We start from the raw sequence: 14,710 nt of genomic DNA, 5'->3' as shown, positions 1-14,710 counted from the left end.
AGTGCTCATGTTGGCGTCACCTTCTCTGGCCACCCTGCGGCCGCTGGCTTCCGAAGACCGCGAGCGTCTGTTTGACTGGCGCAACCGCGAAGAGGTGCGCCGGTACATGTACACCGACACCCTGATCCCCTGTGAGCGGCATGAGGCGTGGTTTGAGGCCTTAAGCGGCAATGAGACGCGGCGCTATTTCATCATCGAATGGGACGGGCAGCCGGTCGGGCTGGCCAATTTCGTCGATATCGACCGGGTGTCGCAAAAGGCGGCCTGGGCCTTTTATCTGGCCGAAACCACGGCGCGCGGGAAGGGTTTGGGCGCGTGGGTCGAATTTCAGATGATCGAGCACGCTTTCAGCGTCCTCAACCTCGAAAAGCTGTGGTGTGAGGTGCTTGAAAGCAATGGCGCCGTGTGGAAGCTGCACCAATCCTTTGGCTTTCAGACCGAGGCGCATTTCCGCCGCCACGTCGTCAAATCCGACGGGCCGCACGATGTGATCGGGCTGGGGCTGTTGCGGGCCGACTGGGCCGCGGTGCGCGACGATTGCCGGGCACGGCTTCTGAGTCACGGATACACAGTTTAAGCCCCTGTGAAGGACGGGCGGATGTGCCTATATTATGGGCACATGAATTTAGGTGGACACAACATTTCGCTCCGGCACCTCCCCTGATTTGGCTTCGCCGAACTTCGTTTCAGGGGATGTGCTTGAATGAAGCGTTCATCTAAAACCATTCTAGGGGCACACTGTAAAAGGACATCCGCATGGCCCGTTCCGAACTGGGGTTCGACCTGACCCCGCCTACGCCTGAAAAGCTGCGTCTGCTGGCTGAAAAGCTCGATCCCGAAGCGCGGCGCATCCTGCTCGATCACGGCACCGAACCGCCCTTCTGCGGCAAGTTTGATGAGTATGAGGAGGAGGGGTTGTACACCTGCGCCCTGTGCGCCCTGCCGCTGTTTTCCTCGCGCGCCAAGTTCCATTCGGGATCGGGCTGGCCCAGCTTCTATCAGGGCGTGGGTGAGGGGCATATCCGCTATCTGCGCGACGTCTCGCACGGCATGGTGCGCACGGAAATCCGCTGCGGCCGCTGCGATTCGCATCTGGGGCATGTGTTCGAAGACGGCCCGCGCCCGACCGGGCTGCGTTACTGCCTCAATTCGGTGGCGATGGACTTTGTGCCGGACGGTCAGGCCCTGCCGGACCCGCTGGAACGCGACGATCCGGCGGCGATTGGCTGATTTCTGAAACATTTTTGCGTGTGAGCCCGGCCCTTAGGTCGGGCTTCTTTTTTTCCCTTGAAGAGCAAAATTCTTTTATTTCACAATATTATTAGCTCATTTAATCCGTAAACTGATTAAATATCGGCGGTAAAAAATCCGTGATTTTGTTCAGGGTCCGGAATATTTTTTGTTGCCAAACCTCTGAATTGGCGCATTCTTTATGGGCAGTCCCACGGGTTACGGTTGCGCCCTTGAACAAGGCATTCGCCCAAGAACAAGAAAAAATGGAGTGAATTCGTCATGATGAAATCTGTCTATGGTGCCGCCGCCGCTGCGGCCTTTCTGACCCTCGCCGTGCCGGCCTTTGCCGAATGCGACGCTCAGCAGGAGCGCATGGTGGGTAAGGCGATTGCCGACTCGGTGAAGGCCGATGCCGAAAGCGTGTCCGGTCCGGTGCGCAAGGCGGTGGTGGACCTCGATCGCTGCGAAGGCGGCAGCACGCATTTCGATACGCAGTTCAAGGTCAAGGCGGCTCTGGCCGATGGCAAGGTGGTGTGGGTCGAAGGCCACGCGCGCGGCGTCAATGATCAGATCGAGTCGATCCAGTATCGTCAGGCCAGCCCGGAACTGGTGGCGTTGGTGCGCGGCACGGCTCTGGCCAGCCGGTAGAGCGAAATGACTTTGAGTGGAATCGCCATTTCGCTCTAAATTTTTGTTTTGTCGCGATGCTTTTGCGGAAAACCGCTCACACTTTTCCGCCCATCGCTCTAAACAACCGCCCTCTCAGGCCAAAAAAAGCGCCCTCGTTGCCGGGGGCGCTTTTAATGTTTCGGGGTGTGGGGGCGGCTGCCCCCACGTCCTTTGTCCAGCGAACTTAACCCGCGAAGGTATAGGCCGTCTTCACGATGGTGTAGAATTCCTTGGCGTAGGCGCCTTGTTCGCGCGGGCCGTAGGAGGAGGCTTTGCGGCCACCGAACGGCACGTGGTAATCGACGCCGGCGGTCGGCAGGTTGACCATGACCATACCGGCCTGAGCCTTACGCTTGAAGGTTTCAGCAGCCTTCAGCGACGAGGTGCAGATACCGGCCGACAGGCCCATTTCGGTGTCGTTGGCGACCTTGATGGCTTCGTCGAGGTCCTTGACGCGGATGACCGAAGCGACCGGCCCGAAGACCTCTTCCTTGTTGATGGCCATGTCCGGGGTCGTCTTGTCGATCAGGGTCGGGGCGTAATAATAGCCCGGCGTGCCGAAGGTCAGGTCTTCGCCACCGGCGACGACCACACCGCCTTCGGACTTGGCCTTGGCCACGGCGTCCTGCGCGATCTTGAGTTGTTCCTGAGAGGCGATCGGGCCCATCTGCACGCCATCGGCGCGGCTGTCGCCGACCTTGATGGCCTTGGCGGCGTCGGCCAGAGCGGCCACGAACTTATCGGCGATGCCTTCCGTCACGATGATGCGCGACGAGGCCGTGCAGCGGTGACCGGACGAGAAGAAGGACGAGTTCAGCACCGAGTTGACGGCGATGTTCAGATCGGCGTCGTCGAGCACGATGACCGGGTTCTTGCCGCCCATTTCACACTGGATGCGCTTGCCCTTGGCCACGGCGGCGTCGCGCACGCGCGTGCCGGTCGGGACCGAGCCGGTGAAGGTGATGGCGTCGCAGCCGTCGATCAGCAGCGGACCGGCGACCGAACCGCGGGCGAAGACGACGTTCAGCACGCCCTTGGGCAGGCCGGCGCGCGTCAGGATGTCGGCCAGCGCCCAGGCGCAGCCCGGCGTCAGCTCAGCCGGCTTGCACACCACCGTATTCCCGAAAGCGATGGCCGGTGCCATCTTCCACGCCGGGATAGCGATGGGGAAGTTCCACGGGCAGATCAGGCCGATGACGCCGACCGGCTCACGGGTGATTTCGACCTTGATGCCCGGACGCACGGAATCGAGCACTTCGCCGTGGGCGCGCAGGGCTTCACCGGCGAAATATTTGAAGATGTGACCGGCGCGGGTCACTTCGCCGATGCCTTCCGGCAGGGTCTTGCCTTCTTCGCGCGACAACAGCGCGCCCAGCTCGGCCTTGCGGGCCAGGATTTCCGTGCCGGCGGCGTCGAGAATGTCGAAACGCTGCTGCGGCGTCGAATATTGCCAGGTTTCAAAGGCGGCGCGCGCGGCGGCGATGGCGGCCTTCACTTCCGGCTCACCGGCGGTCGAATAGACGCCGATGATGTCGTTGGTGTCCGACGGGTTGATGTTGTTGAAGGTGGTGCCGGTAACGACCCATTCGCCGTTGATCAGATTGCCGAAGGTGGTCAAGGTAGCTCTCCCTGAATGAATAAGGCGTTTGCCCGTGCGACGGAAATAAACCCGGACCCGCGTCCGTACCAATGCCGAACGGGTATCCGTGAAAACATGTTAGCGCTCACACGCCGCTCTTATGCGCAAAAGCCGCGACGGGCTCAAGCGAAATCCGAAGGGCGCGGATCACGTCTGCCGCCGCCTTAGCACGGCGCATCGCCCGCGTAAATGTCCGACAAGTAACTGTGTATACGGTATCCGAATATTTGACCTGCCGCGCCGCGACGATAGGCCGCAGATGAAACGATAGGTAATGCCTTTTGAGGTGCGCCGGGCGCGAGGGGTGATAAGTCTCTGCCTCAACTGATGTGGCTTACCGAAGGTGTCTCATGGCTATTCCCTTTATTGATCTGGGTGCGCAGCGCGAACGCATTGGCGCGTCTATCGAAGACGGGATCAAAAAAGTGCTCAATCATGGCGCCTATATTATGGGCCCGGAGGTCCGCACCTTTGAGGCCAATCTGGCGGCCTTCGCCGGATCGAAGCACGCCCTGTCGTGCGCCAATGGCACGGATGCCATCGAGCTGGTCCTGCTGGGGCTGGGTGTGGGCAAGGGCGATGCGGTGTTTGTCCCGGCCTTCACCTTCGTCGCCACCGCCGAGGTGGTGCCGATGACGGGGGCCGAGCCGGTCTTTGTCGATATCGACCCCAAGACCTATAATATGGACCCGATAAAGCTTGAGGCCGCCATCGCCGCCGTTAAGGCCGAGGGGCGTCTGAAGCCCGCCGCGGTCATCGCCGTCGATCTGTTCGGGCAGGCTGCCGACTATCCGGCGATCTCAAAAATCACGCAGGCGTATGGCCTGTTCCTGATTGCCGACTCGGCGCAGGGCTTTGGCTGTACCATTGACGGCAAGCAGCCGCTGGAATGGGCGCACGCCACCTCGACCAGCTTCTATCCGGCCAAGCCGCTGGGCTGCTATGGCGACGGCGGGGCGGTGGTGCTCAATGATGACGCGCTGCTGGAGCGCCTGATCTCGTTCCGGGTGCACGGTGGCGCGACGCCGACCGATGCGGCGACCATGAACTACACGCACGAGGCCAAGTACCTCAATGTGCGCATCGGCATGAATTCGCGCCTCGATACGATTCAGGCCGCCGTGCTGATCGAAAAGCTGGCCATCTTTGCCGAAGAGATCGCGCTGCGTCAGGCCGTGGCCAAGCGCTATAATGAGGCGCTGGACGGCTATGTGAGCAGCGTGCCCTATGTGAAGGACGGCTACGTCTCGACCTGGGCGCAATATACGATCGAGCATGAAAACCGCGACGGCCTGCAAATTTTTCTTCGTGAAAAAGGCATCCCGACGGCGGTCTATTACCCCATCCCCCTGCACCAGCAGCCGGGCTATGCGATGTTCAAATCCGGCACGGGCGATCTGAGCGTGTCAGAAGCCAAGTCGAAGACGGTGATCAGCCTGCCGTTCAGCCCCTACCTCACCGCCGAAACGCAGGCTGAGATCGTCGCGGCGGTAAAGGCGTTTAAGGCATAAGCACTTCGAACGCCTTGAGCGCATGGGCTAATTTGGGCACTCCGGCTCTGGTCAGGCTTTCGATATCGGTGTCAAAGGTCAGGGGCGGATTTTTGTAGTGCGCAAAATCCGCCCTGACCGCTTCGATGAAAATCTCTGGTGACAGGCTGAAGGCGTCCAGCAGGAATTCGTCCGGATGTTTGGCGTGAAGCCGGAGCGGTTTCAGTGTTTCGGCGGGGAAATCTTTTTCATTGAAGGTCACAATGACGTTGGCCCGTGTCATGATCGCTGCGGCGACCACGTGGCAATCATCTTCATCCGGCAGAGCCAAACCGGCGATTAAACTTTCGTAGCGCTCTACGAGGCAATCCGGTACGGCGGCGTTCATGGCCGCCCGTGTTTTGGCAAGGTCCTCCATTTTCAGGTCAGGCCTGTTGAGGAGGAGATTACCCATCCATTCGTCATGAATTTTTTCGGACCAGCGCGCGCGGAACAGCTTGGTCTGCGCAATAAAAAGCACGAGGCTTCGCAGCCTCGCGCCATAAAATACATTCGCATCAATGAAGGCGGTGAAGGTGGAAATCATTCCAGTCCCAACCGCCGGGCTTCTGCGTTGAGTTCCGCCAAGGCAGCCTTCTGTGTCTCCCGGCACGCGCGTTCGTAAGCCACCAGATCGGCGAACCGCACCCGGCGATGGCTGCCGACCTTGCGAAAAGGCAATTTGCCACTATCCAACTGGCGAACGAGATGGGGACGTGACACGTTGAGATAGTCTGCGGCCTGTTGTGTCGTTAGTTCTGCCGCATGCGGAATAAGTGACATCGGGGTCTGATCGGCCATGGCGACCAGCACCTGATGGATCAGCGTGACGGCGCGCGCGGGGAGGGGCACAATGACCCTGTGATCGGCTTCACCGTCCACGGTAATCCGGATACTTTCCCCCGCCTCAGCCACGGCCTTCAACCGATCCGCGGCCTGCCGCGCAATCAGGGCTTCCGCTTCGTCGGCGATGAACGGTTCGCGCGTCTGATCCAGTAACGCCAGCATTTTCGCCTCCTGCGACGGGGTTTGTTTTCCTGCACAGGATAGCAAGTGAAGACAGCCTTGTCTACAAACGAAATAAACGAAACATACGAAACAGCCGAAACTATATATCGGTTCGGTTTCGAGGGGACAGATTTGTGACCTTACCGCTCTGCAACAGTTCGAAACGCGGTTTGTGAATTTTTTTGCCAGATGACGCAAAATTTGCTCGCTTTTCGGTAAAATTTCGCGCAAAGAGCAAAAATGTCGGAAAAACTGTGACGCGCAACGTCAAGCCTGAGGGCTGGGCGCTGTGTGCAGATGCGAGTTTTCCAAACCTTTTCAGAGTGCGATCGGGGTTCAGGCGGTATGACGACGGGATCAGTGGCAGCAGCAGCGACGGCAGCACCTGCGCTTCTCGAGCATCAGGCGGTTTTGGCGCTTGATAGCGGTCACACGTCGTGGATCATCGTCTCTACGGCGCTGGTGCTGCTGATGACCCTGCCGGGTCTGGCCCTGTTCTACGGCGGCATGGTGCGCAAGAAGAACGTGCTGGCGACCATGGCGCAGTCGGTGGCGGCAGCCGTTGTCGTGTCCGTGCTGTGGATCGTGGCCGGTTATTCGCTGTCGTTCGGCCTGAATGGCAATGAAGGGCTGAACCGCTTTATCGGCTCGTTCGATGCGGTGCTGCTCAACGGCGTGACCATGCAGACGGCGTTCGGTCTGGCGCCGCAACTGCCGGAGTTTCTGTGGGTCGCCTATCAGATGACCTTTGCCATCATCACCCCGGCCCTGATCGCCGGGGCCTTTGCCGAGCGTCTGAAGTTTTCGGCCTTCCTGCTGTTTACGGCTCTGTGGACGCTGCTGGTCTATGCACCGGTGTGTCACTGGGTGTGGGGCGGCGGCTTCCTCGGCGGTATGGGCGTGCTCGATTTTGCCGGCGGGGCGGTGGTGCACGTCAATTCCGGTATCGCCGGCCTTGTCTGCGCGCTGGTTCTGGGGCCGCGCCGGGGCTTCCCGCGCGACTATATGCCGCCGCACAATCTGGCCTTTACGATGATCGGCGCGTCGCTGCTGCTGGTCGGCTGGCTGGGCTTTAACGGCGGGTCGGCCTGGACGGCGGATGCGCTGGCCAGCGTGGCCGTGCTCAACACGATTGTTGCCGCCATGACGGGCGCGGTCGGCTGGACCATTGTCGAATGGTTTGAGCGCAAGCAACCGACCCTGCTCGGCATGATTTCGGGCATTGTGGCGGGCCTTGTCGCCATTACGCCGGCGGCGGGCTTTGTCGATCCCAAGGGCGCGCTGGCCATCGGCTTTATCGGCGGCATCGCCTGCTTCTTCGGGGCGACGGCCCTCAAAAAAGCCTTCAAATACGACGATACGCTGGACGCCTTTGGCGTGCACGGCGTCGGCGGTCTGGTGGGCGCGGTGCTGACGGCGGTCTTTGCCAATCAAAGCATCAATGCGCTGGCCAAGGACGCCACCGTACTTAAACAGGTGCTGGGCCTCGTGGTCGTGATCGGCTGGAGCGCGGTGGTCACCTTCCTCATTCTGATGATCTGCAAATTCACCACAGGCCTGCGTGTGGACGAGGAGCAGGAGATCGAGGGTCTTGACGCTACTCAGCACGGAGAGACCCAGCACGGATAGCCCGGAGCCCGCCAAAGGGACAAGGGGCTGAACCGGAACCGGTCAAGGACAGCCCCGCCCGAACCGAGCGGCAAGGACTTACAAAACCGGAACGGAAACGCCCCTCAGGATTTGCCGGGATTGCCCCGGCAGACACTGGGGGGTTCTTATGTCTGGACCTTCGGTTTACGCTCCGGAAACGGGGTGATAAAACCAGGAAAAGGCATGTGAAATAGTACGATTTGTAACTACCCCGGCAAAAATCCCACGACCTCGGTTTTTGGTCGCGATTTTGGCGGGAAACGCCGGAAAACATCATTTTCCGCTTTAACTCAGCGGGCTTTTGCGCTTTAGGGCGTTTTAGCGCGCTGTAACAAACTAAACTCCATCTTCCGAAAACGGAAGGTTTTTGCACCGAGTTGTGAGGTTGGGCCTATGACCTACGAGACGAACCGCTTCGTCGTTGAATACAAGAAGACGCCATCGAAGGCCGAAGCGAAGACCCGCATCACAAATTTCAATGAAATCTACGCCGATTTCAAACCGGAGCAGGCCAATGCGCAGGCGTCGCGCTGCGCCCAGTGCGGTGTGCCCTTCTGTCAGTCGGGCTGCCCGTTGCAGAACAACATCCCCGACTGGCTGCGCATGACCGCCGAAGGACGCTTTGAGGAGGCCTTCCGCCTGTCCTCGGCGACCTCGACCCTGCCGGAAATCTGCGGCCGCATCTGCCCGCAGGACCGTCTGTGCGAAGGCTCGTGCGTGCTGGAGCAGTCGGGCTGGGAAAACGTTACCATCGGCGCGGTCGAGCGTTATGTGAACGACATGGCCTTCGAAGAGGGCTGGATCGAGCCCATCGTCCCGGCGCAGGAGCGTTCGGAGAGCGTCGGCATCATCGGCGCGGGCCCGGCAGGGATCGCGGCGGCCGACCGTCTGCGCACGCTGGGCTATAAGGTCACCATTTATGACCGTTACGACCGTCCGGGCGGCCTTCTGACCTATGGGATTCCGTCGTTCAAGCTGGAAAAGGACGTCGTTCTGCGCCGGACCCAGCGTCTGGCCGACTCTGGCGTCGAATTCGTCCTCAACTGCGATATCGGCAATGACGTGTCGTTCGAGGAGCTGCGTCAGAAGCACGACGCCATTCTGATCGCCACCGGCGTCTATAAGGTGCGCCGTCTGAGCGTGCCGGGCTGCGGCTCGAAAGGCGTCGTGGCGGCGCTCGACTACCTGACCGCCTCCAACCGCAAGGGCTTTGGCGATGCGGTTGAGGCCTATGACAACGGCACGCTGAACGCCGAAGGCAAGACCGTCGTGGTCATCGGCGGCGGCGACACGGCCATGGACTGCGTGCGCACCGCCACCCGTCAGGGCGCGAAGGCCGTGACCTGCGTCTATCGCCGCGACCGCGCCAACATGCCGGGCTCGGACCGCGAAGTGGCCAATGCCGAGGAAGAGGGCGTGAAGTTCGAATGGCTGTCGGCCCCCAAGGCCGTGCTGGGCGATGCCGAGCACGTGTCGGGCCTGCGCATCCAGCGTATGCGCCTGACCACGCCGGACGCGCAGGGCCGTCAGGGCATCGAGGACATCCCCGGTGCCGAAAACGACCTGCCCGCCGATCTCATCATCGAGGCGCTGGGCTTTGAGCCGGAAAACATCCCGGTTCTGTTCAACCAGCCGGGCCTCGAAGTCACCAAGTGGGGCACGATCAAGGTGCAGGCCGGTGAGTTCCAGACCTTTGTGCCGGGCGTCTTTGCCGCCGGCGACATCGTGCGCGGCGCGTCGCTGGTCGTGTGGGCCGTTCGCGAAGGACAGGACGCCGCCGCCGACATCCACCACTTTATTCAGTCAAACGTTTCCGCTTCTCTGGAGGCCGCTCAATGATCTCTTCCGGCTCCTCGTCTTACGAACTCTATCACCGCAACCGTAACGCTCTGATCGAGGCCGATGCCTATGATCCGCGCACGGAATTCGATGCCTGCGGCGTCGGTGTGGTCTGCTCCATTGATGGCCGGCCGCGCCGCGACGTGGTCGAACTGGCGGTCAAGGCGCTGAAGGCCCTGTTCCACCGTGGCGCGGTCGATGCCGACGGCAAGTCGGGCGACGGCGCGGGCATCATGATCAATGTGCCGCAGGACTTCTTCCGCGAGCAGGTGCGCAATATCGGTCATGAGCCGCGCCCCGGCCCGGTGCTGGTCGGTCAGGTCTTCCTGCCGCGCAACGACCTGGGGGCTCAGGAAGCGGCGCGGACCATCGTCGAATCCGAAATCCTGCGCTCCGGCTTCTACCTCTATGGCTGGCGTCAGGCCCCGGTTGATGTGTCGCAACTGGGCACGCGCGCCAATTCCACGCGCCCGGAAATCGAGCAGATCATGCTGGCCGCGCCCGACGGTCTTGAGGAAGAGGCGCTGGAACGCGCCATGTTCCTGTGCCGCCGCCGCATCGAAAAGCGCGTCGAAGAGGCCAATCTCGACTGCTATCTGTGTTCCTTCTCGTCGAAGACCCTGATCTATAAGGGCATGTTCCGGGCCGAGCTGGTCGATGACTTCTATCTCGACCTGAAGGACCCGCGTTTCGTCTCGTCCGTGGCGGTCTTCCACCAGCGCTTCTCGACCAACACCTTCCCCGAATGGCGTCTGGCCCAGCCCTTCCGCATGCTGGCGCACAACGGGGAAATCAACACCCTGCGCGGCAACGTCAACTGGATGAAGTCGCACGAAATCCGCATGGCGGCGGCGACCTTTGGCGACAATGACCGCGACGTGAAGCCGGTCATTCAGCCGCGCGGCTCGGACTCGGCGGCGCTCGACAATGTGTTTGAGCTTCTGGTGCGCGCCGGGCGTTCGGCCCCGATGGCCAAGGCCCTGCTGATCCCGGAAGCGTGGTCGAAGCAGGCCGTGACCATGCCGGAATCGCACCGCGCGCTTTACGCCTACTGCAACGCCGTGATGGAGCCGTGGGACGGCCCGGCGGCTGTTTGTGCCACCGATGGCCGCTGGGTCATCGCCGGTAAGGACCGCAATGGTCTGCGCCCGCTGCGCGTTACCCAAACGCAGGATGGCCTGCTGATCGTCGGCTCGGAAGCTGGCATGACGGGCGTGGCCGAAGACCGCGTGGCGCACCGCATGACCATCGCGCCGGGCCGCATGATCGCCGTGGACCTCGAAGCCGGTAAGCTGTTCAGCGAGGACGAAATCCTCGACGCGCTGGCCTCCAAGCACGACTACACCAAGTGGCTGGAAAACATGGTCGATGTCGATTCGATCATCGAGCCGGGGCCGGAGCCGCGCGCCTATTTCGGTGAGGAGCTCGACCGCCGTCAGATCGCCGCCGGCCACACGCTCGAAGACCTCGACACCGTGCTGGACGCCATGGTGAAGGACGGTAAGGAAGCCATCGGCTCGATGGGCGACGATACGCCTCTGGCCGTGCTGTCGGAAAAGTGGCGGCCCCTGTCGCACTATTTCCGTCAGAACTTCGCGCAGGTCACCAACCCGCCGATCGACCCGCTGCGCGAAGAAGCCGGCATGTCGCTCAAGACGCGCTTCAAGAACCTCGGCAACATCCTGGCCGAAGACGCGACGCAGGCCAATGTGCTGGTCATGGACTCGCCGTTCATGACGACGGGCATGTATGAGCGCCTTTTGGCCACCAGCAATGTCGGTCAGGTGGCGGAGCTGGATTGTTCCTTCCCGCTGCCCGCCGAAGGGGCGGCGCCGGGGGCGGGCCTGCGCGCCGTGCTCGACAGCTTGCGCGGTGAGGCCGTGGCTGCTGTGAAAAATGGCGCCGCCATGATCGTCCTGACCGATCAGAAGTCGGGTCCGGAGCGCATGGGCGTGCCGATGATCCTCGCCGCTGCGGGCGTCCATGCCCGTCTGGTGCAGGAAGGTCTGCGCTCGTTCGTCTCGATCATCGTGCGCTCGGCCGAAGCGCTGGACAGCCATGCCTTCGCCGTTCTGGTCGGTGTCGGCGCGACCGCCATCAACCCCTATCTGGCGCTTGAGCTGATGCAGGAGCGTCTGGACAAGGGCCGTTACGGCGCCCAGACCTCGTACAAGTGCTTCATGAACTACAAGAAGTCCATCGAGGCGGGTCTGATGAAGATCCTCGCCAAGAAGGGCATCTCGGTCATCTCCTCCTATCGCGGCGGCTATGAGTTCGAAGCGCTGGGCCTGTCGCGGGCGCTGGTCGGTGAGTTCTTCCCCGGCGTGACCTCGCGCATTTCCGGTATCGGTCTGGCCGGTATCGAAACCAAGCTGAAGGCGCTGCACGCCGAAGCCTGGGCGTCGAAGCGCGCCCTGATCCCCATTGGCGGCTTCTACAAGATGCGTGCGGCGGGTGAGACCCACTATTATCAGCCGAAGCTGATCCACCTGCTTCAGGACGCGACGACGCGCGGTGACTATAAGGTCTTCAAGACCTATTCGGGTCTGGTGGCCAAGATGTCGAAAGACGCGCCCACCGCGCCGCGCGACCTGCTCGACTGGGCCCCGAAGGCGAAGCCCATCGACATCGAAGAGGTGGAATCGGTCAACGAAATCCGCAAGCGTTTCGTGACGCCCGGCATGTCGCTGGGGGCCCTCAGCCCCGAAGCGCACGAGACGCTGAACATCGCCATGAACCGCATTGGTGCGCGCTCGGTCTCCGGCGAAGGCGGCGAAGACCCCGAACGCTATGTCCGCCGTCCGAACGGCGATAACCCCAACTCGGCCATCAAGCAGATCGCCTCTGGCCGCTTTGGCGTCACGGCGGAATATCTCAACCAGTGCCGCGAAGTCGAAATCAAGGTCGCGCAAGGGGCCAAGCCCGGTGAGGGCGGTCAGCTTCCGGGCTTCAAGGTCACGGAATTCATCGCCCGTATGCGCCATTCGACGCCGGGCGTGGGCCTGATCTCGCCGCCGCCGCACCACGACATCTATTCGATCGAAGACCTGGCGCAGCTCATCTACGACATCAAGCAGATCAATCCGAACTGCCGCGTCACGGTGAAGCTGGTGTCGCAGTCGGGCATCGGTACGGTGGCCGCGGGCGTCGCCAAAGCCAAGGCCGACGCCATCCTCGTCTCCGGTCAGGTCGGCGGCACGGGCGCGTCGCCGCTCACCTCGATCAAGTTCGCCGGCCTGCCGTTCGAGCTGGGCCTCAGCGAAGCGCATCAGGTCCTGACCATGAACAATCTGCGCGGTCAGGTGCGTCTGCGCTCCGACGGCGGGATGCGCACGGGCCGTGACATCGTGGTCGCCGCCATGCTGGGGGCCGAAGAGTTCGGCATTGGCACGGCCTCTCTGGTGGCCATCGGCTGCCTGATGGTGCGTCAGTGTCAGTCCAACACCTGCCCGGTCGGTGTCTGCGTGCAGGACGAACGTCTGCGCGCCAAGTTCACCGGCACGCCGGAAAAGGTCATCAACCTGTTCAGCTTCATCGCCGAAGAAGTGCGCGAAATCCTGGCCTCGCTGGGTCTGCGTTCGCTGGATGAGGCCGTCGGCCGCACCGACCTGCTACGTCAGGTATCGCGCGGCGGGGCGCACCTCGATGACCTCGACCTCAACCCGCTGCTGGTGCGCGTCGAAAAAGACCCGACCGCGCCGGTCACCCTGCCGCATGAGATCAATGCGGTGGCCGACACGCTGGACGCTCAGATCGTCAAGGACGCCGTGCCGCTGGTCGAACGCGGTGAGAAGATGTCGCTGACCTATGACGTGCGCAACACCATGCGCGCGGTGGGTACGCGCACCTCGCACCTGCTGGTCAAAAACTTCGGCGACACGCTGGCCGACGGGCACCTGACGCTGCAACTGCGCGGTTCGGCGGGTCAGTCGCTGGGGGCCTTTGCTGTCAAGGGGCTGTTCATCGACCTCGTCGGTGAGTCGAACGACTATGTGGGTAAGGGCCTGTCGGGCGCGACCATCGTCGTGCGTCCGAAGCAGTGGCAGCCGAACCAGATGCTGGCCGGCAACACCAACCTCTATGGGGCGACCTCGGGCAAGCTGTTCGTGGCGGGCCGCGTCGGCGAACGCTTCGCCGTGCGCAACTCCGGCGCGGTGACCGTGGTCGAAGGGGCCGGTGCCCACGCCTGTGAATATATGACGGGCGGCAAGGTGGTCATCCTCGGCTCCACCGGCGCCAATTTCGGCGCGGGCATGACCGGCGGCGTCGCCTATGTCTGGGACACCGAAGGGGCGTTCGCCAAATACATCAACCCGGAAGGCATCACCCTGCGCGACGTGCCCGAAAGCGATCAGGCCGATCTCAAGGCCCTGATTGCCGAGCACTTCGAAAAGACGCAGTCCCCGCGCGCCGAGACCATCCTCGACGACTGGGACAATGCACTGAAGGCCTTCGTTCAGGTCATGCCGAACGAGATACTGGCCATTCAGGCGAAGACAGCAGCCGCCGTCGCTTAAGCAGGGGCACAGCCTCTGCACCCCTTCGCTGGAGCATAAAAAAGCCGCCTCTGCAAAGGGGCGGCTTTTTGTATTAAGCGCCAATTGACTGGCGACAATCATGAGGGACGAACTCAAGATCAGATCGTGAATCCGCATGAACGGCTGCAAAAATGGGAGCCATAATGCGGTTCACAGAACCGGAGCATACGGGTCAGGCAGGTCTTCAAGAGTATAGGTTTTGACATTGTCAGAGTGTATATGCCGTGCAGGCTTGTGTTTGCGATGTCAGAGAAAGATCACAAAATGCGCTGGTTTTTCCGGATGCCAATCCTTGTTTCCTTTATCGTATCGACCATAATTACAGCCAGCTATCTATATGAAATAGCATTCGGCCACGGCAGAGCCGGCTGGCCCAATGTATTGGCAGGGCTAGGCTTTATGATCGCATGTGTTGGCTTTCATTTTGTCTATAACTTCATCGAGTGGCTCGGAAAGAAAATAGATGGCGAAACCAATAAACCAGAGTGACAGGGTTGACGTTAAGTCCTCTGACGGACTGCTCGTGCCACAAAAAGCACCAACAAGGTTGCGCCGCATACGAACAAAGCCGCCCCTTGGCAGAGGCGGCTTTTTTGACTCCCACT

General features: G+C 61.5%; 11 protein-coding genes. 8 read left to right on the top strand and 3 right to left on the bottom strand.

Features of this window, described 5'->3' with window-relative positions:
• Nucleotides 1-7 precede the first annotated feature (7 nt).
• From pseH to ACK8OE_RS04035, 3 genes are all read left to right on the top strand, one after another.
• On the top strand, nucleotides 8-577 hold the full coding sequence (gene pseH, locus ACK8OE_RS04045; protein ID WP_410271469.1) for a UDP-4-amino-4,6-dideoxy-N-acetyl-beta-L-altrosamine N-acetyltransferase: 570 nt from the start codon (nucleotides 8-10) through the stop codon (nucleotides 575-577).
• Nucleotides 578-756: 179 nt separating this feature from the next.
• Nucleotides 757-1,230 (top strand): peptide-methionine (R)-S-oxide reductase MsrB, encoded by a 474-nt coding sequence (gene msrB / locus ACK8OE_RS04040; RefSeq protein ID WP_410271468.1) that lies wholly within the window; start codon nucleotides 757-759, stop codon nucleotides 1,228-1,230.
• Nucleotides 1,231-1,512: 282 nt separating this feature from the next.
• Nucleotides 1,513-1,881: a hypothetical protein gene (locus tag ACK8OE_RS04035; protein WP_290795850.1), complete on the top strand. Its 369-nt coding sequence runs from the start codon at nucleotides 1,513-1,515 to the stop codon at nucleotides 1,879-1,881.
• 205 nt (nucleotides 1,882-2,086) lie between these two features.
• On the opposite strand, the gene ACK8OE_RS04030 is transcribed toward ACK8OE_RS04035, so the two are convergent.
• A complete protein-coding gene (locus tag ACK8OE_RS04030) occupies nucleotides 2,087-3,520 on the bottom strand; it encodes an aldehyde dehydrogenase family protein (RefSeq protein WP_290795853.1) in 1,434 nt (477 codons plus the stop codon).
• Nucleotides 3,521-3,891: 371 nt separating this feature from the next.
• On the opposite strand from ACK8OE_RS04030, the gene ACK8OE_RS04025 reads away from it, so the two are divergent.
• Nucleotides 3,892-5,052 (top strand): DegT/DnrJ/EryC1/StrS family aminotransferase, encoded by a 1,161-nt coding sequence (locus tag ACK8OE_RS04025; protein WP_410271467.1) that lies wholly within the window; start codon nucleotides 3,892-3,894, stop codon nucleotides 5,050-5,052.
• On the opposite strand, the gene ACK8OE_RS04020 is transcribed toward ACK8OE_RS04025, so the two are convergent.
• On the bottom strand, nucleotides 5,042-5,617 hold the full coding sequence (locus tag ACK8OE_RS04020) for a PIN domain-containing protein (protein WP_410271466.1): 576 nt from the start codon (nucleotides 5,615-5,617) through the stop codon (nucleotides 5,042-5,044). The two genes, ACK8OE_RS04025 and ACK8OE_RS04020, sit on opposite strands and share 11 nt — an antisense overlap.
• Entirely contained in the window at nucleotides 5,614-6,078 is a 465-nt protein-coding gene (locus ACK8OE_RS04015) for a helix-turn-helix domain-containing protein (protein ID WP_410271465.1), read from the bottom strand. Before ACK8OE_RS04015 ends, ACK8OE_RS04020 begins: the two co-directional genes overlap by 4 nt.
• A gap of 345 nt (nucleotides 6,079-6,423) precedes the next feature.
• Between ACK8OE_RS04015 and ACK8OE_RS04010 the strand changes: the two genes are divergently transcribed.
• The 4 genes from ACK8OE_RS04010 to ACK8OE_RS03995 all read left to right on the top strand — a co-directional run bounded on the left by ACK8OE_RS04010 (nucleotide 6,424) and on the right by ACK8OE_RS03995 (nucleotide 14,594).
• Nucleotides 6,424-7,707, top strand: coding sequence for an ammonium transporter (locus ACK8OE_RS04010; RefSeq protein WP_410271464.1), 1,284 nt, complete (start codon nucleotides 6,424-6,426; stop codon nucleotides 7,705-7,707).
• Between the two features lie 414 nt (nucleotides 7,708-8,121).
• The gene (locus tag ACK8OE_RS04005; protein WP_410271463.1) at nucleotides 8,122-9,567 is read left to right on the top strand and encodes an NAD(P)-dependent oxidoreductase; all 1,446 of its coding nucleotides are present in this window, start codon (nucleotides 8,122-8,124) and stop codon (nucleotides 9,565-9,567) included.
• Nucleotides 9,564-14,084: a glutamate synthase large subunit gene (gene gltB, locus ACK8OE_RS04000; RefSeq protein ID WP_410271462.1), complete on the top strand. Its 4,521-nt coding sequence runs from the start codon at nucleotides 9,564-9,566 to the stop codon at nucleotides 14,082-14,084. Before ACK8OE_RS04005 ends, gltB begins: the two co-directional genes overlap by 4 nt.
• A 285-nt stretch (nucleotides 14,085-14,369) precedes the next feature.
• Entirely contained in the window at nucleotides 14,370-14,594 is a 225-nt protein-coding gene (locus tag ACK8OE_RS03995) for a sensor signal transduction histidine kinase (protein WP_410271461.1), read from the top strand.
• Nucleotides 14,595-14,710: the final 116 nt, after the last annotated feature.

The organism is Asticcacaulis sp. W401b (genome assembly GCF_046503825.1).
Classification (GTDB): domain Bacteria; phylum Pseudomonadota; class Alphaproteobacteria; order Caulobacterales; family Caulobacteraceae; genus Asticcacaulis.
The sequence above is the reverse complement of the archived record's forward strand: the minus strand, read 5'-3'. Positions and strand labels throughout refer to the sequence as shown.